The 24,267-nt window shown below is 56.8% G+C and carries 22 protein-coding genes; 10 read left to right on the top strand and 12 right to left on the bottom strand.

The features are described from left to right. The 9 genes from DUD43_RS03545 to dacB all read right to left on the bottom strand — a co-directional run bounded on the left by DUD43_RS03545 (position 1) and on the right by dacB (position 8,193). Positions 1 to 966, bottom strand: coding sequence for a PDR/VanB family oxidoreductase (locus DUD43_RS03545; RefSeq protein ID WP_153229175.1), 966 nt, complete (start codon positions 964 to 966; stop codon positions 1 to 3). Positions 967 to 984: 18 nt separating this feature from the next. Beyond that, positions 985 to 2,208, bottom strand: a complete 1,224-nt coding sequence (locus DUD43_RS03540) for an aromatic ring-hydroxylating oxygenase subunit alpha (RefSeq protein WP_153229174.1) — start codon at positions 2,206 to 2,208, stop codon at positions 985 to 987. A 563-nt stretch (positions 2,209 to 2,771) separates the two neighbouring features. After that, positions 2,772 to 3,650, bottom strand: a complete 879-nt coding sequence (locus DUD43_RS03535) for a LysR substrate-binding domain-containing protein (RefSeq protein WP_153229173.1) — start codon at positions 3,648 to 3,650, stop codon at positions 2,772 to 2,774. Positions 3,651 to 3,808: 158 nt separating this feature from the next. Next, positions 3,809 to 4,198, bottom strand: a complete 390-nt coding sequence (locus tag DUD43_RS03530) for a hypothetical protein (protein WP_035271170.1) — start codon at positions 4,196 to 4,198, stop codon at positions 3,809 to 3,811. Next, positions 4,195 to 4,584, bottom strand: coding sequence for a phage holin family protein (locus DUD43_RS03525; protein ID WP_009455164.1), 390 nt, complete (start codon positions 4,582 to 4,584; stop codon positions 4,195 to 4,197). The genes DUD43_RS03530 and DUD43_RS03525 overlap by 4 nt, the downstream gene beginning before the upstream one ends. 158 nt (positions 4,585 to 4,742) lie before the next feature. Further along, positions 4,743 to 5,060, bottom strand: coding sequence for a DUF883 family protein (locus DUD43_RS03520; RefSeq protein ID WP_042483249.1), 318 nt, complete (start codon positions 5,058 to 5,060; stop codon positions 4,743 to 4,745). 145 nt (positions 5,061 to 5,205) lie between these two features. Beyond that, positions 5,206 to 5,922: a hypothetical protein gene (locus tag DUD43_RS03515; protein WP_153229172.1), complete on the bottom strand. Its 717-nt coding sequence runs from the start codon at positions 5,920 to 5,922 to the stop codon at positions 5,206 to 5,208. Positions 5,923 to 6,023: 101 nt separating this feature from the next. Next, entirely contained in the window at positions 6,024 to 6,674 is a 651-nt protein-coding gene (gene upp / locus DUD43_RS03510; RefSeq protein ID WP_153229171.1) for a uracil phosphoribosyltransferase, read from the bottom strand. A gap of 70 nt (positions 6,675 to 6,744) precedes the next feature. Beyond that, a complete protein-coding gene (gene dacB / locus DUD43_RS03505; protein ID WP_153229170.1) occupies positions 6,745 to 8,193 on the bottom strand; it encodes a D-alanyl-D-alanine carboxypeptidase/D-alanyl-D-alanine-endopeptidase in 1,449 nt (482 codons plus the stop codon). Positions 8,194 to 8,351: 158 nt separating this feature from the next. Between dacB and queA the strand changes: the two genes are divergently transcribed. The 5 genes from queA (at position 8,352) to secF (ending at position 13,903) form a co-directional block, all read left to right on the top strand. Beyond that, positions 8,352 to 9,416: a tRNA preQ1(34) S-adenosylmethionine ribosyltransferase-isomerase QueA gene (gene queA, locus DUD43_RS03500; RefSeq protein ID WP_153229169.1), complete on the top strand. Its 1,065-nt coding sequence runs from the start codon at positions 8,352 to 8,354 to the stop codon at positions 9,414 to 9,416. Continuing rightward, complete coding sequence (gene tgt / locus DUD43_RS03495) at positions 9,413 to 10,549, top strand: tRNA guanosine(34) transglycosylase Tgt (protein WP_153229168.1); 1,137 nt, start codon at positions 9,413 to 9,415, stop codon at positions 10,547 to 10,549. Before queA ends, tgt begins: the two co-directional genes overlap by 4 nt. Positions 10,550 to 10,638: 89 nt before the next feature. Next, positions 10,639 to 10,980 carry a preprotein translocase subunit YajC gene (gene yajC / locus DUD43_RS03490; RefSeq protein ID WP_042483233.1) on the top strand — a complete coding sequence of 114 codons (342 nt, stop codon included), beginning with the start codon at positions 10,639 to 10,641 and terminating at the stop codon, positions 10,978 to 10,980. Between the two features lie 60 nt (positions 10,981 to 11,040). Then, positions 11,041 to 12,912 (top strand): protein translocase subunit SecD, encoded by a 1,872-nt coding sequence (gene secD, locus DUD43_RS03485; protein ID WP_086060415.1) that lies wholly within the window; start codon positions 11,041 to 11,043, stop codon positions 12,910 to 12,912. A gap of 52 nt (positions 12,913 to 12,964) precedes the next feature. Then, positions 12,965 to 13,903 (top strand): protein translocase subunit SecF, encoded by a 939-nt coding sequence (gene secF / locus DUD43_RS03480; protein ID WP_153229167.1) that lies wholly within the window; start codon positions 12,965 to 12,967, stop codon positions 13,901 to 13,903. 589 nt (positions 13,904 to 14,492) lie between these two features. Here secF and map read toward each other — a convergent pair. Then, the gene (map, locus tag DUD43_RS03475) at positions 14,493 to 15,260 is read right to left on the bottom strand and encodes a type I methionyl aminopeptidase (protein WP_153229166.1); all 768 of its coding nucleotides are present in this window, start codon (positions 15,258 to 15,260) and stop codon (positions 14,493 to 14,495) included. Beyond that, on the bottom strand, positions 15,257 to 15,478 hold the full coding sequence (locus DUD43_RS03470) for a ParD-like family protein (protein WP_153229165.1): 222 nt from the start codon (positions 15,476 to 15,478) through the stop codon (positions 15,257 to 15,259). The genes map and DUD43_RS03470 overlap by 4 nt, the downstream gene beginning before the upstream one ends. A 264-nt stretch (positions 15,479 to 15,742) precedes the next feature. On the opposite strand from DUD43_RS03470, the gene miaB reads away from it, so the two are divergent. The 5 genes from miaB (at position 15,743) to lnt (ending at position 21,246) form a co-directional block, all read left to right on the top strand. After that, entirely contained in the window at positions 15,743 to 17,143 is a 1,401-nt protein-coding gene (gene miaB, locus DUD43_RS03465) for a tRNA (N6-isopentenyl adenosine(37)-C2)-methylthiotransferase MiaB (protein ID WP_153229164.1), read from the top strand. A 3-nt stretch (positions 17,144 to 17,146) separates the two neighbouring features. Continuing rightward, entirely contained in the window at positions 17,147 to 18,142 is a 996-nt protein-coding gene (locus DUD43_RS03460; RefSeq protein WP_153229163.1) for a PhoH family protein, read from the top strand. Further along, entirely contained in the window at positions 18,135 to 18,611 is a 477-nt protein-coding gene (ybeY, locus tag DUD43_RS03455) for an rRNA maturation RNase YbeY (protein WP_081045429.1), read from the top strand. The genes DUD43_RS03460 and ybeY overlap by 8 nt, the downstream gene beginning before the upstream one ends. A 147-nt stretch (positions 18,612 to 18,758) precedes the next feature. Continuing rightward, positions 18,759 to 19,640 (top strand): HlyC/CorC family transporter, encoded by an 882-nt coding sequence (locus DUD43_RS03450; protein WP_153229162.1) that lies wholly within the window; start codon positions 18,759 to 18,761, stop codon positions 19,638 to 19,640. Next, positions 19,627 to 21,246: an apolipoprotein N-acyltransferase gene (gene lnt / locus DUD43_RS03445; RefSeq protein ID WP_153229161.1), complete on the top strand. Its 1,620-nt coding sequence runs from the start codon at positions 19,627 to 19,629 to the stop codon at positions 21,244 to 21,246. The genes DUD43_RS03450 and lnt overlap by 14 nt, the downstream gene beginning before the upstream one ends. 57 nt (positions 21,247 to 21,303) lie before the next feature. On the opposite strand, the gene DUD43_RS03440 is transcribed toward lnt, so the two are convergent. Next, positions 21,304 to 24,126 (bottom strand): putative bifunctional diguanylate cyclase/phosphodiesterase, encoded by a 2,823-nt coding sequence (locus DUD43_RS03440; RefSeq protein ID WP_153229160.1) that lies wholly within the window; start codon positions 24,124 to 24,126, stop codon positions 21,304 to 21,306. Positions 24,127 to 24,267: the final 141 nt, after the last annotated feature.

Genomic DNA, 24,267 nt, shown 5'->3' with positions numbered 1-24,267 from the left:
TTATAGATCCAAAACCAGTTCGGCCGACAAGGCGCGCGAGACGCAGATCATCATGGTTTCATTCAGCTGCCGCTCTTCTGACGACAGCACAAAATCCCGATGCTCCGGCAGGCCGGAAATCACTACGGTCTCGCAGGTACCGCAGGTGCCGTTCTGGCATGAGCACTTGACCCGTATGCCTTCCCGTTTCAAGGCGGCCAGAATCGTTTCATCCCCCGCTACCGCGATGCTTTTTCCCGACTTCTGCAAGGTCACGGTAAAGCCCTTGCCTTGCAGCATGGCCGGGTCGGTCTCTACCGAAAAACGCTCCAGCACCAGTTGCCAGCCAATATCGGCCTGTTCCTGTTGATAGTTTTCCAAGGCGGTCAGCAAAGGCTGCGGACCGCAGGAATAGACGACGGTTTGCGCATCCAGCGCGTGCAATACGCCTTGAAGATCAAACAGCCCATCCTGATTGGAGGCATGCGTGGTGATGCGCGCAGCATCCACTTCTTGCAGCTCTTGCAGAAAAATAAAATCCGCTGCGTTTCTTGCCAGATACAGCAAGTGCCAGTCCAGACCCGCAGCCGCCGCGGCCTGGACCATGGGCACGATAGGCGTGATGCCTATCCCCCCGGCAATAAAGAAGCACTTCTTGTTTGCAGCAAAGGGAAAGTGATTTTTTGGAATGCTGACAGCCAGCGCATCACCTTCCTGCAACACCTCATGGATATAGGCAGAGCCTCCCCGCCCGGCTTCCTCTTTCAGAACAGCAATTTGCCATTCGCGGGTATTGGCCTGTTGGCCACACAGCGAATACTGACGGTAAAGCGGCTCGGTCTGCGACACCGCCAGCTCCAGTTCAATATGCGCCCCCGGCTCCCAGACGGGGAACTCGTCCCCGTTTTGCAAACCCAGAGTCAGGCCCACCACTCGCTCTGACAGCCTGGTTTTCTTCAGCACGCGTGTTTGCAAAGTTTGCTGCATGATGCTGCTCCTGCTCCCTTAAGCAATCGCTCGGATCGGCAATACCCGGCTTTGCTCGTCCACACGGCGCTCTTCGGCGCGGTACAGATCAATCAGCCAGTTTTGCAAACGCTTGATAACCAGCTCTTCATTGGTCAAACGGCCACGGGAGGCAAAGTTGGACTGCATGCCCTGATGCGAACGACGCCAGGCAAACAGGTCCTCGATCATCACGGGATACAGATCATCGTGTTCCTGATCGAACTTCTCTTTGTGATCCTCGCGCTCCAGCGTTTCTTGCGGGTACATCCAGGACACGCCGTAGGTGGATTGTTTGGCGCTTTTGGGCAGCCACATGAAGTACTTCACCTTGTCGGGCATGGCGACCAGCAAGAGGTTAGGGGCCACTGTTACGTAAGAAAGCTGGGTCCGCTCCTGGTCGGTCAGACCATCCATGGGCGGCTGCAAGATGGAGCCGGTATGCGTAGGCGCGGCGTCCCTGTGGGTGGAGAGCAGGTTGTAGGACACAATGCCGTTGGCCACGTCATTGAAGACAGCGGTTTCATCGACACGATCCGGATTGGTCTCGTACATGCCGCCCCAGGACGAAGCGTGCAGGAAGCTGCAGTGATAGCACTCGTCATTAAAGATCTTCCAGTTCCAGTCGAAACCTTCCATCTTCAGAGGCTCGGAGGACTTCAACTCGGACATGCGGTAGTTCGCCAACTGCTTGCCCAGATTGCCCAGGCGGGTGTGCAAGGCAGGCGCCATGGCGTCGTAGTTGATGAAGATGAAGCCCTCCCAAACCTCGGCGCGGATCTTGGGCAGACAAACGCTCTTGGGATCAAAGCTGGCGCCGGTATCGGTCAGCCCAGGGGCGGAAACCAGCTCGCCCTCCATGTTGTAGACCCAGGCGTGCAAGGGGCAACTAATGCGGCGCACATTGCCTGCACCTTCCAGCAACAACATATTGCGGTGACGACAGACGTTGGACAGCACATTGATGCCGCCTTCGCGGGTGCGAATGGCGAACAAGGCATCATTGCCTACGTCGAAAGTGAAGAAGTCACCGGCATTGGGGATGTCGGTTGCACGGCCCACACAGAACCACTGCTTTTTCCAGACGGCATTCAGTTCAAATTGAAAAAACTCTTCCGAGGTAAAGCACTCGGGGGGCAAGGCGAAAACCTCGTCGGTTTCCTGCTGAAAGTAGCTACGGTCAAATTCTTCAATCGCAATGGGCGAGCGTAGAGCGGTATTCATCTCGATATCTCCTCTGGTTTGCATGAGCACCATGAATGGCTTTTATTAGGTCAGGCCAATCATGCGACAGGGAGCGACGCTTGAAAATTGAGCAAATTTGACGGAACGATGAGTTTTTTTTGTTGTTGAATCTGGGTGAAGGGGAAGCGGTGCGTCGAAATCGCTGCAAAGTGTGGGAATTCACGGCGACGTGAAACCCGATTCAGGGCTGCGTGCAGGTATTTGGGAATCAGTTATGAGCGGTGTGAGAACTATGCGGAGCTTGATCAAGCTTCAGGTCAGGCGCGTCAGATCGGGGCTCCACACCCTAATCGATGAGAAATGAGAAATGAGCAATGAACACTGTACGACGAGCGATATGCGATGTGCGATGTGCGATGTGCGATGTGCGATGTGCGATGTGCGATGTGCATCCAGCCTAGTTTGGGAAGGCCGATATATAAAAAAAAACCTGCAAATATGCAGGTTTTTTTAAGACGCGGGAACGGCGAACAAGCTCAACAAAGAGCGAAGAAAGCCCTGTCACCGAGCACAGTACATGAACGTCATCAATCAACTACCGCCTAGCGAATTGCAATCGACGCGACCCAATCCACAAACTCCTGCTCCTGTCGGCTAAGGTTCGCCTCCTTGGGGTAAGCCAGAAAATACGCGTACTCTTCCAGGCAAACATCGAATAGCTGGACGATTTCCTTCTTGTCGATCAAAGGCTGCAACAAGGCCGGACAGCCCAACATGACCCCTTGGCCGTTCAAGACGGCATTCATGCGCACATTGGTGTCATCAATGTGAAAGCTCTTCTTGGCCGTCAGCGCCTGCCCCGCTGCCTTGCGCAACCACTGCTCCCAGCACAGCTGATTTTCTTCGTGAATCAGCACATGCTGGTTCAAATCCGCCGGGGAGGTGATCTGGCCATGCGCCTGCAAATAAGACGGCGCACACACAGGCGTCAGATTGCCGGGGATGATGCGCAAGGTCTGCAACTGCGGCCAGTCACCCTGCTTGCCCCAGACAATCGCAAAATTGATGTTGTCCCTGAAAAAATCCGGTGCCTGCAACCTGTGCAGCAAGTTGATTTCAATATCCGGATGCTTCAGCCAGAAATCTCCCAACTGCCCGGTAAACCACATGCTGGACACAAAAGGACGCAAGGACAGATTGATGCGGCTCTTGCCGTGCGGCATGCGCAATTCACTTAAGGCCTGATTGATCTCGTAAAACGGCCGCTGCAAACGGTCAAACAGAAACTGGCCCTGATCCGTCAGCTCCAGCGAACGGTTTTTACGCAGAAACAGCTTGCAGCCCAGATACTCCTCCAGCACCTTGATCTGGTGGCTAACTGCCGAGGGAGAGACCAGCAGGTCTTCTGCCGCCTTGGTGAAGTTCAACCTTTGCGCCGACACCGTAAAGGTTCTTAAGGCATTCAGTAATGGCACCTGCATGACGGGCTATGTCTCCTGATGTGGGTAGCTTTGTTTTGGAATTATTTATTATCGGAGCATAAGCCTTGCCGCCCTCAAAAACCAGTCAGGCAGAACACGGGGCTTGAAGCGAACATAAAAAAACCGGCCTGGGCCGGTTTTCAAACAGACAAGCAGACTTACTCGTCCACATCGGTTTTGCGCCGTACCGGAACCAGTACATTACGTGCTTTCTCGCGTGCCGACTTGGAAGAATCAAACAACTTCCAGGCTCCCAGAGCCAAGGCCCCGATACGCATCCAGCGCCCGCCAAAACTGCTCAGCACGGCCGAGGCACCGGACAACAGGAACGGATAACGGCGCGACAAGGACAGCGCGCTGGTCACCACACCGCCCATGCTCAAACCCGAAGGCTTGACGCTATTCCACAAATTGCCGGGACTTAAGTCTTCCCCCAGGGAATGGATCTGGGACGACATGGTCTGCCGCTCCAAGGAGGCGCGGACTCGCAACAGTTCAATACGCACAGCCCGCTCCTGGGCGGACATGCTCTCTTGCTTCGTGCTCATTTCCCGTCTCCCTCGGAATCCCTCAAGCGCTCAATAAACGCGACATCGCGACGCAACTCGGACAAGGTGGCCGAAAAAGGAATCGGACCTGTGGTCAGACGACGGCGTACGGCCAGGAAAAGACCCACTCCCAAACCGGCATACAGAACGACCAGCACTCCCAAAGCCCAGTAACGATAATCCGTCGGCCAGAAGTACAAGGCCAGCAAGAGGCTGAAAACCAGCACCGCCAGAGTGGAGAACAGCAGTGCGCCAAACACCATGCTGAAAATGGTGATCAGGCTCGCCTTTTGCTGCCCGGCTTCCAGAGCAAACAGCTCCAGTCGTGTACTGACAGCCCCTATCAAGGTAGAACCAAGCTGACTGATAGTTTGCCTAAGCGCCATGATTTATCCCTGCTCTGCGACATCCTGCCATTGCATGCAACGACAAGAGCCTGATTTCTAAGAGGCTGCCGATCTGGATCGCTAAATCCAGATCGGCAGGGCTACTTTTTATGCTGCTGCAGCCCCGCAAAGGGCCCGCAGCGCAGAGCACAGACAGATTAACGACGGCTGATCAGCATGCCGAACATCAGGCCCACAATACCGGCCACGCCAATGGCTTGCCAGGGTTTGTCATGGACATAGTTGTCGGTTGCCTTGGCTGCACGCAGGCTGTGGTCAACCACCGCTTCCTGGGCATCGTGCAAGGAGTCCCGGGTCAGACGCAATGAACGCAAGGCTTTTTCACGCAGCTCACCGGCCTTGTCGCCCGTGGCTTCGGCTGCCTCACGCATCAGTTTTTCGGCCTCATCCAGGCTCGCTTTCACTTCTTCGATGAATTTGTCTCCGCTGTTTTCCACACTTTTCTTGGTAGCCATAAATAACTCCTTGCAGTTGAAAGGGACACGCGACAAATACGTATCGCCAAGTGACTGGCGCCATAGCAGCGCCACACAAAATTCTTTAGCCTGCTGTTTTCAGGATAAAGATACTCGGTGAACCTGTGAACAATACATCACAGGTTTATTTCAGTTGGGTCACATCTACTGTAGACGGTACACCGTTCTGAATACTTTCTTGCTTCATGACCATTTGCACATCCGGGCAGTACCAGTCGGTAACCTGGGAATTGATCCCCGGAATGGGCAGGCTGATGCCACTGAAACTGGCCTGGGTGGGCTCGATCTCGCGCTGATAGCGGATGGGCCAGCACTGGTAGCTGCCCAGGGTGGTCTGCACGGTTTGCTGGGCGCCCACCGTCTTGGCACCGGTATGAATGCGCAGGATATTGGCCTGAGCGCGCTTGTCCAGATTGATCTGGAAATCCTGGCGGGGAAAGGTCTGCCCTTCTTGCAGCCCGCCATGCTCGTAAGAGAACAGCCCCAACAAGCGCAGGTCAAACGAACCTTGAACGGCTTCCAGACCGCCACGGCCATCGTCTCGCTGGAAACGGGTACGGCCATCGCGCACGGTCATGACATAGTCAATATTGGGTTTGCTGGCAGGCAAACCCGCCAGGGCCACACTGGCCTTGCCCTGTACGCGAGCCTGGCATTGATCGCCACCCTGCTTTTTCACGTCGGAAAAAGCCAGATCAGCGCCCAGGGCCAGAAAGCCCGAGCCCGTCAGTTGTACCTGCCCGCCGTCCCGCATGAAAGGGACGTCACACAAACCAGCCTGAGCCGAGCTCAGGCCCAACATGACCAACAGCGGTGCAGCCATCCAAGCATTCAGTTTCATGTACATCCTGATTCAGTGAAACTTAAGTTCGACTCTTTATTATGCCTATCCCCTCTGACGTACTAGCAAGGGATTGTAAAAAAGCACGACAAGTTCTGGACTTAGACTTCGCCGTCCTGGACCTTCTGGCGAGTACCAAAAATACGGTCGCCCGCATCGCCCAGGCCCGGCACGATATAACCATGCTCGTCCAGATGCTGATCAATGGACGCGGTATAGATATGCACGTCAGGATGGTGTTTTTCAAGAGTGGCGATGCCTTCAGGGGCAGCCACCAGCACCAGAGCGCGAATATTCTTGCAGCCTGCTTTTTTCAGCAGATCAATCGTGGCGACCATGGAGCCGCCGGTTGCCAGCATGGGGTCGATGATCAGGGCCAGGCGCTGGTCCAGTTCTCCGACCAGACGCTCCAGATAGGTCTGGGCTTCAAAGGTTTCTTCGTTACGGGCGATACCGATCACGCTGACTTTGGCGCCAGGAATCAAGCTCAAGACCCCGTCCAGCATGCCAATACCGGCGCGCAAGATAGGCACAACCGTCACTTTCTTGCCAGCCAGCTTTTCCACTTCCACATTGCCGCACCAGCCTTCAATCGTGGTGGGTTCCAGAGGCAAATCCTTGCACGCCTCGTAGGTCAGCAAAGAGGCAACTTCCTGAGACATTTCGCGGAAATTCTTGGTGCTGAGATCTGCCTTGCGCATCAAGCCCAGTTTGTGGCGGATCAAAGGGTGGCGTATTTCGTGTATGGGCATGATTGCTTCATCAAATTAGGGACTAACTAAAAACAGGGCTGCTGCACAGCAGCCCGCACTATCGTGATCGTTAACGCACTGCCAGCCACTTCACCACCGCGTCAAAAAAGGGTCGGGCAGAGGCAGAACGTTCGTCATTGACCATCATGACGACAATATACCGCTTTCCGCTGGCTCCCAGCACGTAACCGGCCAGTGCGCGGCTATCGCGCAGGGTGCCGGTTTTCAGGTGGGCACGGCCCTGCACCTCGTCGTCGCGCAGGCGCGAACGCACGGTGCCGTCCACACCGGAGATCGCAAAGGAGGAAATGTACTCGGGCATCCAGTTCGAGCGCCAGGCGACTTTCAGCATGTCAGCCATGCCACCCGCCGTGACGCGGGCATTGCGGGACAGGCCCGAGCCGTTGTCCACGGTCCAGCCCGCGGTATTCACGCCCTGGCGACCCAGCACGTTCATGACAGCGCGCTCGCCAGTGGCCACCGTGGCACCGGGACCATTCATTTCCGCGCCCACAGTCAGCAGGATGGTGCGGGCCATCACATTATTACTTTGCTTATTAATAAGGCGGATCAGGTCAGACAGGGACTGGGAATCATGCCAGGTAATCGCCTGAGCACGGGCAGGCACGCGGCCGGTCTTGATGTCGCGGGCCAAGGTGCCGCCCAGATCGCGCCACAGGCTGCGGAACAGCTTGTCGAAAAAGTCGGTTTGGGAATGCACCAGACGGTACACGCTGAACTCACCGCAGGAAGCGGCGGCCTTGCCACTGACACGGACCACCATGCCACCGGCTTCGGGCTGAATCTGGGTACCGACTACGGGCGAGCCAGGGCAAGTCGCGGTTGACCACTCGACTTCACCCTGTACGCGCACGCCGGGCAAAGGCGGGTCGATAATCGCAATCCATTTGCGCGCTTGTGTATCGGGTTGAAACACCAGACGGGACGCCCCCAGACCTACCATCATGGCGTCGGGACTGGCGTTGTAGGGACGGTCGCCCGCGTTGTCGAAATCGCCCGGATTGATAGTGACGTTACCGAAGATGGAACGATCCACAATAACTTCGGTCAGATTCTTCACCCCACGCAAGCGGAGCTCGCGCAACATGTCCCACAACTGCGGCACGGTCAAAAAAGGATCGCCCCCCGCCTTGATATACAAAGGCCCCTTCAAAGTGCCTTGCTCGTCCACCTGCAGGCCATCCTGGGCCATCAAGGTGGTGCGCCAGGTATATTCTGGCCCCAGAGCGGACAAACCAGCCCAGGTGCTGACCAGTTTCATCACCGAGGCAGGGTTACGGGGCTCTTGGGGATTGACGCCAATCAGGCGCGGGCCGTCGGCCTCGTCCACCACAATGGACAGGGACGATTGCGGCAAGCGGCTGGCATTCCAGACCGAAGCCAGTTCGGGCGGCAGGGCCTGGGCCAGGGCTAGTGATGCGCCTTGCACCATGAGCAAGGCGGCCAGGGCCACATGCTTGCAACGACTCAAAACAGGCTTTGCCTTTAAAACGCCCATGCCCTCGTCTCCAACAGATCAATTCAGGAAAGACCCAAGCATACCGAAAGAAAAACACCACGGATATGGCCGTTTCAGCAATCTGGCGGCAAAGCGTTAAAATAGTCGGTTACCCCATCAGGCCCGGCCTTCTGGCCAGCGGCCCTTTACGACAAACCATGAGCATCGACCCCTCTTTAACTATCGCCCAGTTCGACTACGAGCTTCCCCCTGATCTGATCGCTCAAAGCCCTCCGGCCCAGCGCCAGGGCAGCCGTCTGCTGCATCTGGACGGTGCCAGCCAATTGCATGACCGCCAGTTCACCGACCTGCCCAGCCTGCTGCGCAAGGGCGACCTGCTGGTCTTTAACGATACGCGCGTCATCAAGGCTCGCCTGCATGGCCAGAAAAGCAGCGGCGGCAAGGTGGAGGTGCTGATCGAGCGCGTTACCGGCCCCGATACGGCCCTGGCCCATATCCGCGCCAGCAAGTCCCCCAAACCCGGCACCTTGCTGGAACTGGCCGAAGGCCGTGTCCTGGCCGACTGCACCGGGCGCGAAGATGCCCTGTTTGCCCTGCGCTTTCACGAGCCTGTGCTGGACGTGCTGGAGCAATACGGCTCAACGCCTTTGCCACCCTACATTACCCACGCGGCCGACGAAGAAGACGACTCGCGCTACCAGACCGTTTACGCCCGTCACCCCGGTGCGGTGGCCGCCCCGACGGCTGGCCTGCACTTTACCGACGACATGCTGGCCACCTTGCGCGAGCAAGGCGTAGACCAGGCTTTTGTGACCCTGCATGTAGGCGCGGGCACCTTCCAGCCTGTGCGCGTGGACAATATCAGCGAGCACGTCATGCACGCCGAGCGCTACCACGTCCCCGCCGCCACCCTGGCCAAGATTGAAGCCACTCGCGCTGCTGGTGGCCGCGTCATTGCCGTGGGCACCACCAGCGTACGTTCACTGGAGTCGGCCGCCAGCAAAGAGCCCGGCATGAACCAGCGCTGCGCCGATGGCAGCATTGAAGGCGACACGCGCCTGTTCATTACCCCCGGCTTCCAGTACCAGTGGGTGGATGCGCTGATCACCAATTTCCATTTGCCCCAGTCCACCTTGCTGATGCTGGTATCGGCTCTGGCGGGGATCGAACCCATACAACGTGCCTACCAGCACGCCGTCCAATCCCGGTATCGCTTCTTTAGTTACGGCGATGCTATGTTCATTGAGCCTCCTACCCCATGAGTGGACTGAAGTTTGACCTTTTAAGCACCGATGGCGCCGCTCGCCGTGGCCAGATCACCCTGAACCACGGTGTGGTGCAAACCCCCATCTTCATGCCGGTAGGCACGTATGGCAGCGTCAAGGCCATGATGCCGCACGAGTTGAACGAGATTGGCTCGCAGATCATTCTGGGCAATACCTTTCACCTGTGGCTGCGTCCGGGCACGGAGGTCATGGACAAGTACAAGGGCCTGCACAACTTCATGCAGTGGGACAAGCCCATCCTGACGGATTCGGGCGGTTTTCAGGTGTTCAGCCTGAAAGGCATGCGCAAGATTACCGAAGAAGGGGTGAAATTTGCCTCCCCCATTACCGGCGAGCGCCTGTTTCTGACGCCAGAAGTATCCATGCAAATCCAGTATTCCCTGAACTCCGACATTTCCATGGTGTTCGACGAATGCACGCCCTACCTGATTGATGACCGCCCCGCCACGCATGATGAAGCGGCCAGATCCATGCGCATGTCCCTGCGCTGGGCCCGCCGTTCGCGTGAGGAATTCAAGAAGCTGGCCAATCCCAACGCCCTGTTTGGCATTGTGCAAGGCGGCATGTACGAAGACCTGCGCGACGAATCCCTGGCTGGCCTGACCGAGATCGGCTTTGAGGGCTACGCCATTGGCGGCCTGTCCGTAGGCGAACCCAAGGAAGACATGATGCGCATTCTGGCGCACACCACTCCGAAACTGCCCACCCATGCCCCCCGCTATCTAATGGGTGTGGGTACACCGGAAGACCTGGTGGAAGGGGTCAGCCAGGGTGTGGACATGTTCGACTGCGTGATGCCCACCCGCAATGCGCGCAATGGCTGGCTGTTTACCCGCTACGGCGACATCAAGATACGCAACGCCCGCTACCGCGATGACACCCGCCCGCTGGACCCCGACTGCGCCTGCCATACTTGCAAGCATTTCTCGCGTGGCTACTTGCATCATTTGCAGCGTTCCAATGAAATTACCGGCTCGCGTTTGAATACCTTGCACAATCTGCATTTCTATCTGCAGATCATGCAAGAGATGCGTGATGCCATTGAGCAAAAGCGTTTTGCGGCCTGGCGGGAGCAATTCCATCAGGATCGGGCGCGCGGCATTGAATGACACGCTGTTTGTGATACCGCAATAAAGTGCCGCTACAATACACCGTTAGTTTTTGACAACCCACACAAAAAAATCCTCAGGAGCCCCACATGTCCGCTGTTGACATTCTGACTCTCATCCCCGCCCAGGCTGCTGGCGGCGAAAATGCCTTGATGGGCATGCTGCCCATCATCTTGATGTTCGTTGTGCTGTACTTCTTGATGATTCGTCCTCAAATGAAGCGTCAGAAAGAGCACCGCAACCTGGTGTCCAACCTGGCCAAAGGCGACGAAGTGATCACTTCCGGCGGCCTGCTGGGCAAAGTCAGCAAAGTTCACGACAACTACCTGACCGTTGAAGTGGCCAACCTGACCGACAAGCCTGTTGAAGTTCTGGTCCAACGCGTGGCCGTTACGACTGTTCTGCCCAAGGGCACGATCAAGTCGCTGTAATGCCTCCGACCCCGGACCTCGGTCCGGGGTTGCCATTTCTGCACCCGTCGTAGATATCCCATGAATCGTTATCCCCTCTGGAAATATGTCATCGTCTTGGTCGCGCTGGCGATCGGCCTGATCTATACCTTGCCCAATCTGTTTGGTGAGTCTCCTGCTGTGCAGGTTTCCAGCGCCAAATCCACGGTCCGGCTTGAAACCAACCTGATCAGCCATGTTGAAGAGCTGCTCAAGAAAAACAATATTCCTACGACGGGCTCGTATTTTGAGCAAAACGGACCCAGCGCCACCGCGCGTTTCCGTTTTGAGTCCACCGATGTTCAGCTCAAGGCCAAAGACCTGATCGAGCGCGAATTGAACAAGGACTCCACGGCGGCCGCCCCCGACTACACCGTCGCCCTGAACCTGGTTTCTGCGTCGCCAGCCTGGCTGACTGCACTGGGCGCCCACCCCATGCACCTGGGTCTGGACTTGCGTGGTGGCGTGCACTTCCTGCTGCAAGTGGACATGCAAGGCGCACTGCAAGCGCGCTACGACTCCATGGTGGCTGATGCCCGCAGCGTGCTGCGCGAGGCCAAAGTGCCCGTGAGCAACATTGAGCGTGATGGTCACTCCCTGCGCATGAGCTTTGCGTCCGCAGACGAACGCGACCGCGCCCAGTCCGAAATGCGCCGCGCCATGCCTGACCTGGAATTCACTCCTGCCGGCGATAGCGGTTTGACCGCCCGCATGACGGAAGCCGCCACCATTCAGGTGCAATCCAACGCACTCAAGCAAAACATCACCACCCTGCACAACCGTATCAACGAGCTGGGCGTGGCCGAACCTGTGATTCAACAGCAAGGCTCCGACCGCATCGTGGTGCAACTGCCCGGTGTGCAGGATGTAGCCAAGGCCAAGGAAATTCTGGGTCGTACCGCCACGCTGGAACTGCGCATGGTGGAAGACTCCCCCGCTGCCGTTGCCGCGTTGAACTCGGGCACTGTGCCCTTTGGTCTGGAGCGCTACACCGAACGTGGCGGTGCCCCCTTGCTGCTGCGTCGTCAGGTCATCCTGACGGGTGAAAACCTGCAAGACGCCCAGCCCGGTCGAGATTCGCAAACCCAGCAGCCCACCGTCAACCTGACGCTGGACAACAAGGGCTCGCGTATTTTCCGCGACATTACCCGCAACAACATCAACAAGCGCATGGCCATTGTGCTGTTTGAAAACGGCGTGGGTGAAGTGGTGACGGCTCCGGTTATCCGCAGCGAAATTCCTAACGGCCAGGTACAGATCAGCGGCAGCATGAATGCTCAGGAAGCCGCCGATATTTCCCTGCTGTTGCGCGCCGGTTCGCTGGCCGCCCCCATGAGCATTATTGAAGAACGCACCATTGGCCCGAGCCTGGGTGCCGACAATATTCGCCAAGGCTTTAACGCCACGCTGTACGGCTTTATTGCGATTGCGATCTTCATCATGCTGTATTACCACCTGATTGGTCTGTTCTCTACCATTGGCCTGACCTTCAACGTGCTCTTGCTGCTGGCCGTGCTGTCCATGCTGCAGGCAACCTTGACCTTGCCAGGTATTGCGGCCATTGCGCTGACGCTGGGTATGGCCATTGACGCCAACGTGCTGATCAACGAGCGTATCCGAGAGGAATTACGCAATGGTGCCTCACCGCAACAAGCCATTCACCTGGGTTTTGATCGTGCCTGGGCCACTATTTTTGACTCCAACTTGACCAGTCTGATTGTGGGTGTTGCTTTGCTGGCCTTCGGTTCCGGTCCCATCCGTGGTTTTGCGGTGGTACACGTGATCGGTATTCTGACCTCCATGTTCTCTTCGGTGGTTGGGGTTCGTGCCCTGGTCAATCTCTGGTATGGCAACCGTCGTCGCCTGCAAGGGATTTCTATCGGCCAGGTCTGGAAGCCACAGGACAAGAAGTAAAGCGCCAGGGCCGGTGCAAACCGGCCTGGCCCAACTACAGGCATAAAGCATCATGGAATTTTTTCGTATTCACCGCACTATCCCGTTCATGCGCCATGCGTTGGTGCTGAACCTGATCAGTTTTCTGACGTTTATCGCAGCGGTTGTTTTCATTATTGTGCGCGGCTTTCACCTATCCATCGAATTTACCGGTGGTACGGTCATGGAAGTGCACTATCAGCAAACCGTGCAGGTTGAAGATGTACGCGGCTCGATTCAGTCGCTGGGCTATACCGATTTTCAGGTTCAGAACTTCGGTACTTCTCAAGACATCATGATCCGTCTGCCCGTGCTGGACGGTCAGGACTCGACTCAGCAAAGCGAGCAAGTTATCCAGGCCTTGAAACAGCAACACTCGGACGTGGAACTGCGCCGTGTGGAGTTTGTTGGCCCTCAAGTCGGGCAGGAACTATTGCATAACGGCCTGATGGCCCTGGCCTTTGTGGTCGCGGGTATCTTGCTGTACCTGGGTTTCCGCTTTGAATGGAAGCTGGCGCTGGCGTGTGCCATTGCCAACTTGCACGACGTGGTCATCATTCTGGGCTTTTTCGCGTTCTTCCAGTGGGAGTTCTCGCTGTCGGTGCTGGCCGGTGTTCTGGCGGTGCTGGGCTACTCGGTGAACGAATCCGTTGTGGTGATGGACCGTATCCGTGAAAACTTCCGCAAGCAGCGCAAGATGTCGGTGTCGGAAATTATTGACTTGTCCATCACCCAGAATATCTCGCGTACCATCATCACCCACGGTTCTACCCAGATGATGGTGCTGTCGATTTTCTTCTTCGGTGGCCCAACCCTGCACAACTTCTCGTTGGCACTGACCATCGGTATCTGGTTTGGTATCTACTCTTCCGTGTTCGTGGCCGCCGCTATTTCCATGTGGCTGGGCGTGAAACGTGAAGATCTGGTCAAGCCAGTCAAGAAAGATGAAGGCGGCGAGGTTGTAGAAGGATAAGTTGCTTCTTGACCCGCAGTTAAAGAAAAGCCCGACATCACATCAATGTCGGGCTTTTTTGTTTCTGGGGCTGCTGGAATGCGGGGAATAGGGTGGCAGACGTTTGTTTTATTGAGGGGCGGAGCAGGTCGGCTTGGCGGGTCATTCGCCCGTGCTGCGCACGGGTCCCCTTGTCAGAGACCAGATGCGGGCGGGTCGTGAACTCGGAGCGCGGTTTGTCCCCCGGACAAACCGCAAGCGTGCTCCTCAAACAGCACGACCCTTGCACCCCGCATCTGGTCTCTGCCTGCGGCGAATAACCTGACTCGCCCGCCGACCTGCTCCGCCCCTCAATAAAACAAAAAGAGGTTTACTGCTGCCACCCTATATTCGGAATACTTCGGCACGATGGCTATACAACGAGCCATATTGCGATGGCAATATGGCGGAACTCCACTACTGTAGCGACCGCAACGATGTCTACAGAGAAGCTCATTTCCATCAGGCTGATATAACTTGCTGCCGCCATTTTCAGCGCACAAACTGCGAGGATCGGATAAGACACTACAAGCCGACAGTGGAGGAAACGAAATGGCCGCAGACGACTTAATTAATGCGGGATGGTTTCATCCGGCCGCAGCGTCAATACGCGCACACCGCTTTCTGTCACGGCCACCGTGTGCTCAAACTGTGCCGACAGCAAACCATCACATGTACGAACGGTCCAGCCGTCTTTCCCCGTTTGCACCGCATGGCCGCCTTGATTCAGCATGGGTTCAATCGTGAAAGTCATCCCCTCTTTCAGCCGCAAGCCGGTGCGCGGCGTCCCCCAATGCAGAACCTCGGGTGCTTCGTGCATTTCCCGCCCGATGCCATGTCCGCAGTAATCCCGCACGACGGAATAGCCGTTCTTGCGTGCGTACTGCGAAATGGCGAACCCTACGTCTCCTAGTGTTGCGCCGGGACGTACAACTTGTATGCCCTTCCACATCGCCATATAGCAGGCATCGACCAATTTTTGCGCAGCAGGCGTAACCTGCCCCACCGTGTAGGTTTTGCTGGAATCCGCAATAAAGCCGTTCTTCTCCAGGGTGATATCAAAGTTCACGATATCGCCCTCTTTCAGCACATCCGCAGTGGACGGCATGCCATGGCACACCACTTGATTGGGCGAGGAGTTCAGAACATAGGCATAACCGTACTGCCCTTTGCTGGCGGGCCGGGCTTGCAGATCCTGGACGATGTAGTTCTCGACCAGATCGTTAACCTGCATAGTGTTCATCCCAATCAGGTTCAATTGGTCCAGACGCGTAAACACTTGAGCCAGCAAACGCCCCGACTCGGCCATCAAGGCAAGTTCATCTGCCGTCTTGATCATGCTGGCTCCGTCTGATCCAGTGGCACAGCAGGCTCACCCAAACCGGCCGCCTTCATTTCACGGGCGACAATTTCGTTAAAGCTCAAGGTCGGATTCAGTTCGCACAGCAGCCCCATACGTATCCAGAAAGCCGCCTGCGCATTGATGGAGCGACATGAAACCGTGCTCGCCTTGCGTAACTGGTCGTGCAGCTCGTCATCAATATTCACGATACCCATTTTTCAATCCTTATATGATTCATATACGAATCATATAATCCACAAAAACAGGACGCAAGCAGAACCTGTCTGAAGATCCCGATCCAGCCTGATGCCCTGGCGAGGCGGTTTCCAGCCCCGCTTCCTCCAAAGGGCGGCCTGTCTGCAACAAGTCCTCCCACGGGAGCCCCTGCTTGCTTGTGGCTCATGGGAGGCTGGGCGCTATAATGCTCGATTCATCATTTTCAATGGCCCGCGGGATATACACCCGTCACGGCTCCTTCTATGACCGACACCACACTCTCTACCCCCGCCAGCGCGGACGAGGCCGCCAAGCCTGCCCGCAAGCTCTTCATTCGCACCTTTGGCTGCCAGATGAACGAGTACGACTCCGAAAAAATGGCCGACATCCTGAATCAGGATCGCCCCGTGGAGTTGACCACCAACCCCGAAGAAGCAGACATCATCCTGTTCAATACCTGTTCGGTGCGCGAGAAAGCGCAAGAAAAGGTGTTTTCGGATCTGGGCCGGGTTCAGCATCTGAAAGCGCTCAATCCCGATCTGGTGATTGGCGTCGGTGGCTGTGTGGCCAGTCAGGAAGGCGACACGATTATTCGTCGTGCTCCTTACGTGGATGTGGTGTTCGGACCACAAACCCTGCACCGCCTGCCCGAGCTGATCGTCAAGCGCCGCGACAGCGGCCGCTCACAAGTGGACATCAGCTTTCCGGAAATCGAAAAGTTCGACGCCCTGCCCCCCGCACGCGTGGAAGGCTATTCGGCCTTTGTGTCCATCATGGAAGGTTGCAGCAAGTACTGCAGCTTCTGTGTGGTGCCCTACACCCGTGGCCCCGAAGTCTCCCGTCCTTTTGACGATGTGCTGATGGAAGTGGCTGACCTGGCCGACCAGGGTGTGCGTGAAGTGACGCTGCTGGGCCAGAACGTGAACGCCTACCGTGGCCCCACCGAAGTCGCTGGAGAGATTGCCGACTTTGCCATGCTGCTGGAGTACGTGCACGAGATCCCTGGCATCGAGCGCATTCGCTACACCACCTCGCACCCCAAGGAAATGACCTCGCGCCTGATCGCCGCCCACGGCAATCTGCCCAAACTGGTCCCCTTCCTGCACCTGCCCGTACAGGCCGGCAGCGACCGTATTCTGTCTGCAATGAAACGCGGCTACACTGCGCTGGAGTTCAAATCCATCGTGCGCCGCCTGCGCGAAGCCCGTCCCGACATCGTCCTGTCCTCGGACTTTATCGTGGGCTTTCCCGGTGAGACGGAAGAAGATTTCCAGAAGACACTGAAGCTGATTCGCGATGTGAATTTCGACCAGTCTTTCTCTTTTGTGTATTCGCGTCGCCCCGGCACTCCTGCCGCCGACCTGGAAGACAACTCCACCAAAGAAGAAAAGCTGGACCGCCTGCACCGCTTGCAAGCGCAAATCAACGAGCAGGCCCAGGCCATCAGCCAGGCCATGGTCGGCAGCGTGCAACGCATTCTGGTCGAAGGCACCTCGCGCAAAGACGACTCGGAACTGAAAGGCCGTACCGAAAACAACCGCATCATCAACTTCCCCGGCGATCCTCGCCTGATCGGACAAATTGTGGATGTGCACGTGACCCAAGTACTGACCAACACCTTGCGCGGAGAAATCGTGACCCATGACCGGGTTGCAGGAGCCTGATCTATGACTAGCCAACGCCGCCGCATGCCCACCTCCTTGCGCCTGGACGGGGACAATACCCATCTGGCCAATATGTGTGGCCCTTTGGACGAGAACATCAAGCAGATTGCCATTGCCTACGACGTCACCCTGCGTCGGCGTGGCAGTCATGTTTCGATTGAAGGCGAGCGCGCGGACGAGGCCGCCAAGGCCATTGACTGGTTCCATTCGCGTGCCGTGCACCGTGCGCTGAATATCGACGATATTCAGCTGGGTCTGGTTGAGCTGGGTGCCAGCCGCCGCCACGAAAAAGAGGAAAAGCCCGAGCCCTTGCCCGAGCTGCCTCCCGTGGGCCAGGAAGAAATTTCCCTGCGTACCGCCAAGCGCGACCTGCGTCCACGCACGCCCGGCCAACGCGAGTACCTGCGCAATATCCTGAGCAACGACATCAACTTCGGCATAGGCCCGGCCGGTACCGGCAAGACCTGGTTGGCGGTAGCCTGCGCCATTGATGCGCTGGAACGTGAATCCGTGCACCGTCTGGTGCTGACACGTCCTGCCGTCGAAGCCGGTGAACGCCTGGGCTTTTTGCCCGGCGATCTGGCTCAAAAGGTAGACCCCTATCTGCGCCCGCTGTACGACGCCTTGTATGACCTGATGGGTGTGGAGAAAGTCCAGCGCCTGTTCGAGAAGCAAATCATCGAAATTGCACCGCTGGCCTATATGCGCGGCCGCACGCTGAACCATGCTTTCGTGATTCTGGACGAAGCCCAGAACACCACGCCGGAACAGATGAAAATGTTCCTGACCCGCATCGGTTTTGGCAGCAAGGCCGTGATTACCGGCGACCCCACCCAGGTGGACTTGCCCAAAGGCCAGCGCAGTGGCTTGAATCATGCCGTCAAGGTACTGGAAAACGTGCAGGGTATTTCCTGCTCGCGTTTCAGCAGCCGCGATGTGGTGCGCCACCCTCTGGTTGCGCGAATTGTGGACGCCTACGAACGAGCCGGTGATGCCTGATCTGTCCCTTAGCGTCCAGTACGCTGTTGATTGCCCCGAGCTGAGCCGCTCCCGTATCCGCCGCTGGATGCAGCGCACGATTGATATGGCGGTTGAACGCATTCATCCCGAGGATCGCTTCACTGCCCTGTCCGCCACCTTGCGCATTGTGGACGCCGAAGAAGGCCAAAGCCTGAACCTGAGCTACCGGGAACGCGACTACGCCACCAATGTGCTGACCTTTGAATATGGTCAGGACGAAGACGGCGTGGTCAGCGGGGATATCGTGTTGTGCCTGCCCGTTCTGGAGCGTGAAGCCCAGGAACAGCAGAAACCATTTCTGCACCATGCCGCCCATCTGGTGGTACACGGCTGTCTGCATTCTCTGGGTTACGACCACATTGAAGAGGACGAGGCCGAAGACATGGAAGCGCTGGAAACAGCCGTGCTGGCCAGTTTGCGCATCCCAGACCCCTACCAGGAACGCTAGGCCGCCCGCTTGCAACAAGGGGCGCCCGGCCCTGACAAAGCTGCGCCAATCCTCACTTCCCTTCCCGCATTCCGAATGATGACAGGTACATACCTTGTCATCATTTTTCGGTTATGCTTGTTTCTTCCTTAACTCGTCCTTCGGACAATGTCAGACTCTGCTCCCGACCCCGAGCCCCGCCCTTCCAAGGCCAGCTCAAACAATCCCATCTCTCGCTTAAGTGCTTTTTTCAATCGGCGTCACGAACCCGAAGACCGAGAAGACCTTAAGTCTGTCCTGGTTGCGGCCCACGCCCGCAAAGTTATCGACGACGAATCGCTGTCCATGATCGCCGGAACACTGGATATGGCCAACAAGACAGTGGCCGATATCATGGTGCCCCGATCCAAGATCGATATGCTGGACATCGCCAAGCCTTTGACCGAGATGCTGCCCATCATTATTGAAACGGGCCACAGCCGCTTTCCGATCTACGAGACGGAACGCGACAACATCATCGGTATCTTGCTGGCCAAGGATTTGCTGCTCTCGATTGCCAATCCCACGCTGGATTTGCGTCCGCTGATCCGTCCTGCGGTATTCATTCCCGAAACCAAGCGCCTGAACGTCTTGCTGCACGAGTTCCGTGGCAGCCGCAATCACCTGGCCGTCGTTATTGACGAGCACGGTGGCACAGCGGGCCTGGTCACCATGGAAGACGTGCTGGAACAAATTGTGGGCGACATCGAAGATGAATACGATGAAGACGCCGAGCAGACCATTTTCCAGGCTGGCCCCGACAGCTGGCGTGTGATGGCCCTGACAGAAATCCCCGATTTCAACGAAGCCTTCCAGACCAACCTTCCCAACGACGACTTTGACACCGTAGGCGGTTGGCTGGCGTCCGAATTGGGACATATCCCTCGCCGGGGCGATGTGGCCCAGCTTGATGGCATCAGCCTCACGGTTGTCCGTGCGGATGCCAAACGAGCCCTTTGGTTGCACGTTCAGCGAGCCACACCCGCCGAGCCTAATCTTGAACAAGCCTGATTCCAAACCTTTACCCCAGGCGCTTGGCGTCGCTTTATTGCTGGTCCTGGGGGGCTTGCATGCCCTGTCCTTCTCCATTGGCCCGCTGCCATCCTGGATTCTGCCCTTCTACCAGATCACCTTGCTGGCCATTGCCTGCTCGCAGATCATGGGCTCAAAGTCCGTGCGCCAAGCCTTTGGCCGCAGCTATCTGTTTGGGCTGGGCCATTTTGGCGTAGGGATTTACTGGCTGTACATCAGCATGCACCAGTATGGTGGCATGCCTTCCTGGATGGCCGCCCTGGGCGTTCTGCTGCTGGCCGCTGCCCTGGCTGTCTTTCCGGCTCTGGCTTCGGCTGTTTGGCAAAAGCTGCGTCCCAAGCACGATAGTGATGCCTGGTTGCCACGATTGCTATTATCGGCAGGCTGGGCAAGCTGCTGGGCACTGAGCGAATGGCTGCGCGGCAATTTGCTGACTGGCTTCCCTTGGCTGAATATCGGCTACGCCCACGCAGAAGGGATGTTTACCGGCTGGGCACCCGTTGTGGGTGTGTATGGTCTGGCCTGGCTGTCGGCCTTCAGTGCCGCCGTGATTGCGCAGTTTGCCGCTTCCAAAGACAAGAACCAAAGCCCTTCCAGCGCGATCGGCATTGGTATCGCCATGATTTTCGGCCTGATCGGTATCAGCCTGCCGCATATTGCCTGGGTTCAGCCCCATGGCGCGCCCTTTATTGCCCGCCTGGTGCAAGGCAATATCGACCAAAGCGCCAAGTTCGGCCCCAATATGAGTGAAGGCATAGAGCGCTACTACGAGCTGGCGAATTTGCCTGCCAAGTCCCCCGAAGACGCGCCACGCCTGATCGTTCTGCCCGAAACCGTTATCCCGGTTTTGCAAAACCGTCTGGAAACCAGCTTCTGGCTGCGCTGGACGGAACTGGCACAACGTCATCAAGCCAATCTGGTCCTGGGTGTTCCCATGGACCGAGGCACTGCCAACGGCAAGCTGAGCTACACCAACAGCGCCTTGATGATCAGCCCCGAGACTCAGCCTCAGGACATCATCAACAGCACGGCCAGCTACTACGACAAGCATCATCTGGTGCCTTTCGGAGAGTTCATCCCCACCGGCTTTAAGTGGTTTGTGGACATGATGAATATCCCGCTGGGAGACTTCCATCGTGGCGCTTTGCCGCAGGCGCCCTTCAAGATGGCGGAAGGCCGTGTGGCCCCCAACATCTGCTATGAAGACGTGTTTGGTGAAGAGATCATCCAGGCCGTGCAAGGCAGCCCCGGTCAGGAAGGCGCTACCTTGCTGCTGAACATCAGCAATCTGGGCTGGTTTGGTGATTCCTGGGCCTTGAGCCAGCATTTGCAGATCTCGCGCATGCGGGCTCTGGAAACCGGCCGTCCCATGCTGCGTGCCACCAATACCGGCATGACAGCCGCCATTGATCCTCATGGGCGTGTTCGTGCGGTTCTACCGCCCCTGACACCGGGTGTGCTGGATGTGGAAGTTCAAGGCACCACCGGCCTGACTCCCTATGTGAAATACGGCAATCTGCCCTTCCTGATCTGGGCGGGCCTGATTCTGATTATTTTTGCCTGGCGCTCTCGTCGTCAGCACTAAGCACCAACAAACTCACCACAGGCTTTGCAGTAGCGGGGGTTCCCTGAAAGGACCCTGCTATTGCAAAGCCTGTGGTGCATTCGGGTACAGGCGCGCGGCAAAACCACCTGCACGCTCCCGATTCCAGGTCTTGCACCAGTCCACGAACTCATCGGCCGGGATAGGCGTAGAGCACAGATAGCCCTGCATATAGTCACAACCGGCATTGTTCAACAGATCCAGTTGCTCGTGGCTGGTCACGCCTTCTGCCACTACCCGTAAGCCCAGCTTTTGCGCCATGACGATCATGGCCTGGGTCAGCACCAGATCCTCGCTGCTCAAGGCCAGATTGCGGATATAGCACTGATCAATCTTGAGCACATTGATGGAAAAACGCTTCAGGTGCGACAGGGAGGAATAGCCGGTGCCAAAATCATCCAGCGCCACACTCATGCCGTATTCGCGCAAGGAGCGTAGCTGCTGCAAGGCCTGGCCCTGATCGTCCAGCAACAGGCGCTCGGTAATTTCCACCACCAATGCATCGCCCGGAATACCTTGAGTTTGCAGGTACTCCACCCACTCCCGCGCGCAGGAGCCATTCAGCTTGAACTGCGCAGGTGAGACATTCAGACTGACACGGAAACCGGGGTCCAGCTCGTTGCGCAGTTTGACCGCCGCCTGAGCCGCTGTCTCGAACACCCATTCACCAATCAGCACGATCAGCCCGGAATCTTCGGAAAAGGGAATGAACTCTGAAGGCGGCACCAGCCCCAATTGCGGGTGCTCCCAGCGTATCAAAGCCTCGGCACGGGTGACCTGACCTGTGCGCAAATCCACAATCGGTTGGTAATAAAGCTGGAACTGCTGCTCGCTCAGGGCCTTTTGCAAATCCTGCGAGAAACGCAGACGCGCTTCCACCGCTTCGCTCATGGCAGGCAAGAAGCGGCAGTATTGATTGCGGCCACAGGCCTTGGCGGCGTACATGGCCATATCGGCATTCTTCAAAAGCTGGCCGGCATCATCGCCATCTTCGGGGAACAAGGTGATCCCCACACTGGCCGAAACAGACACCGAGTTCTTGCCCAACTGGAAAGGCTCTTCAATCGTGTCCAGCAGACAGCGGCAGGTGCGCTCCACAATCGAGGTATCGCTGATATCCGAGATGATGACGGTAAATTCGTCGCCGCCAATACGGGCCACGGTATCCGTTACCCGGACACAGCGCTGCAAACGCTGGGCCACTTCCTGCAAAAGGACGTCGCCCTTCTCGTGCCCCAGGGAGTCGTTCACATCCTTGAAGAAGTCCAAGTCCATAAAGATCAGCGCAAAGGGCAAGCCGGTACGACGCGACTGTTCACGAGCTTGCTGCAAGCGATCCTGGAACATCTGGCGATTGGGCAAACCCGTCAAATGATCGTAATGCGCCTGCTTCCACATCTGCGCTTCACGCTTCTTATGGCTGGTAATGTCGGTGAACAGGCCAATGTGGCGATACACCGTACCATCCGGATTCCAGGCGGTACTGATGGTCAAACGCTCGGCAAAATCCTCGCCGTTCTTGCGACGATTCCAGATATCGCCCTGCCAGCGCCCCGTTTCTGAAATCTCACGCCACATCTTGCGGTAAAACTCCGTGTCCTGACGACCGGAATTCAGAATAGACAGAGTGCGCCCCCGCACTTCGTCCAGTTCATAACCAGTGATACGGCTAAAAGCAGGGTTGGCATCCACCACATGGCCAAAACGATCCGTCACAACGATAGCTTCGCAAGTATTCTCGTACACCACAGCAGCCAAACGCCCCGTCACTTCGTTGCGTACCCGCGTGGTGATGTCCTGCACCACCGCCACCATTCCCATACGACCCTCCAGTTGAATGGGAATGGCACAGATCTCGACATCAATAGATTTGCCGTCATAGCGCAATGCCCGCGTTTCATAGCGCAAACTGCTGCCGCCGGAACGCGAATCGGGTACCACTTGAGTCAAAGAAGGAAATCGCGGCGACAGAAAGACTTGATCAACCGTGAACTCCTGACGCAATTGCGCACGGCTATATCCCAATGTTTCGGCCAGCTTTTTATTGACGAAATCAAAGCGGCCATCGCGGGATAAATAAACTCCCAATAAAGGGTTGTGGCTCAAACTGCGACATATGGCGTTGAGCTGAGATAAATTGCGTTGCTGAATAGAAAGCTGTGCATCCAGCTGTTGAATCTGCAAACCGCAGTAATTCAAAATCTGCGACAAATAGCGCGTTTCACTGGTGCCGGAACTGGTGCTTTTGGCGCGGTAGTTGCCACTGGTAAAGGCTTGGCCCTGAGCCATCAGCTGTCGCAAGGGATCGGCAGCCCAGGCACGCAACATGAAGTAGGACAGGCACAGCGCGAGCAAATCCAGACCCAGCATGAAGAACACCGTCCAGCGGTGCTGAGAGCGAATGCTTTCACGCGAAGCATCAAAAGCATCCAGCAATTGCTGGGTGTTATGACGAAACAGAGAGTCTTCCGCATTCAGACTGGCCGCTGGCAAGAGGACTTGCTCGGAGCTGACCGGGAAATCCAGACGCATCAGGCGTCGCTGCCATTCATTGCTCAGTTGCGAGACCAGACCCAGCAAGGGCTTGTCCAGCGGCACCAGGACCACGCCATCAACCACACCCCCATCGCGCAACAGCTGTACCACGCCCTGGAACTGTTGATCCAGGTGACGCAAACGGGCGGGGGTAGAACTGGAAGGCGCGGCCAGAGCCACGGAATAGCTGATATCGGATAGCTGGCGCAGGAGGCCGCTACTCGCCTGCAGACGAGTTTCTGCCTGGTTTTGCTTGTAAATGACAGTAACCGTTGCGGAGATCAACAACAGCCAGACCAACAGCACCCAAATCAGCAAAGCACTCAAACTGATTCGTCTTTGTGCATCCACTGGAACAGGCAGAGGTGATGATATGCACTGCTTTGCTGACATAGCGCCATTAAATAAAAAAAATGCAGGCTAAGTGATCGGCCTACAAAACGTAATTATTGCAGGTGAAATGTTACT

Origin of the sequence: Alcaligenes faecalis (genome assembly GCF_009497775.1) — a bacterium.
Classification (GTDB): domain Bacteria; phylum Pseudomonadota; class Gammaproteobacteria; order Burkholderiales; family Burkholderiaceae_B; genus Alcaligenes; species Alcaligenes faecalis_D.
This window is presented reverse-complemented; position numbering and strand designations above follow the sequence as displayed.

Bases quoted from the DNA above. Each gene is read 5' to 3' on its own strand.
- upp (WP_153229171.1), bottom strand. From the start codon at position 6,674: ATGCCCATACACGAAATACGCCACCCTTTGATCCGCCACAAACTGGGC.
- DUD43_RS03535 (WP_153229173.1), bottom strand. From the start codon at position 3,650: ATGCAGGTGCCATTACTGAATGCCTTAAGAACCTTTACGGTGTCGGCG.
- map (WP_153229166.1), bottom strand. From the start codon at position 15,260: ATGATCAAGACGGCAGATGAACTTGCCTTGATGGCCGAGTCGGGGCGT.
- DUD43_RS03520 (WP_042483249.1), bottom strand. From the start codon at position 5,060: ATGGCTACCAAGAAAAGTGTGGAAAACAGCGGAGACAAATTCATCGAA.
- DUD43_RS03540 (WP_153229174.1), bottom strand. From the start codon at position 2,208: ATGAATACCGCTCTACGCTCGCCCATTGCGATTGAAGAATTTGACCGT.
- DUD43_RS03450 (WP_153229162.1), top strand. From the start codon at position 18,759: ATGTCAGACTCTGCTCCCGACCCCGAGCCCCGCCCTTCCAAGGCCAGC.
- DUD43_RS03530 (WP_035271170.1), bottom strand. From the start codon at position 4,198: ATGAGCACGAAGCAAGAGAGCATGTCCGCCCAGGAGCGGGCTGTGCGT.
- secD (WP_086060415.1), top strand. From the start codon at position 11,041: ATGAATCGTTATCCCCTCTGGAAATATGTCATCGTCTTGGTCGCGCTG.
- queA (WP_153229169.1), top strand. From the start codon at position 8,352: ATGAGCATCGACCCCTCTTTAACTATCGCCCAGTTCGACTACGAGCTT.
- DUD43_RS03525 (WP_009455164.1), bottom strand. From the start codon at position 4,584: ATGGCGCTTAGGCAAACTATCAGTCAGCTTGGTTCTACCTTGATAGGG.
- secF (WP_153229167.1), top strand. From the start codon at position 12,965: ATGGAATTTTTTCGTATTCACCGCACTATCCCGTTCATGCGCCATGCG.
- DUD43_RS03460 (WP_153229163.1), top strand. From the start codon at position 17,147: ATGACTAGCCAACGCCGCCGCATGCCCACCTCCTTGCGCCTGGACGGG.
- DUD43_RS03470 (WP_153229165.1), bottom strand. From the start codon at position 15,478: ATGGGTATCGTGAATATTGATGACGAGCTGCACGACCAGTTACGCAAG.
- miaB (WP_153229164.1), top strand. From the start codon at position 15,743: ATGACCGACACCACACTCTCTACCCCCGCCAGCGCGGACGAGGCCGCC.
- ybeY (WP_081045429.1), top strand. From the start codon at position 18,135: ATGCCTGATCTGTCCCTTAGCGTCCAGTACGCTGTTGATTGCCCCGAG.
- DUD43_RS03515 (WP_153229172.1), bottom strand. From the start codon at position 5,922: ATGAAACTGAATGCTTGGATGGCTGCACCGCTGTTGGTCATGTTGGGC.
- dacB (WP_153229170.1), bottom strand. From the start codon at position 8,193: ATGGGCGTTTTAAAGGCAAAGCCTGTTTTGAGTCGTTGCAAGCATGTG.
- yajC (WP_042483233.1), top strand. From the start codon at position 10,639: ATGTCCGCTGTTGACATTCTGACTCTCATCCCCGCCCAGGCTGCTGGC.
- tgt (WP_153229168.1), top strand. From the start codon at position 9,413: ATGAGTGGACTGAAGTTTGACCTTTTAAGCACCGATGGCGCCGCTCGC.
- DUD43_RS03545 (WP_153229175.1), bottom strand. From the start codon at position 966: ATGCAGCAAACTTTGCAAACACGCGTGCTGAAGAAAACCAGGCTGTCA.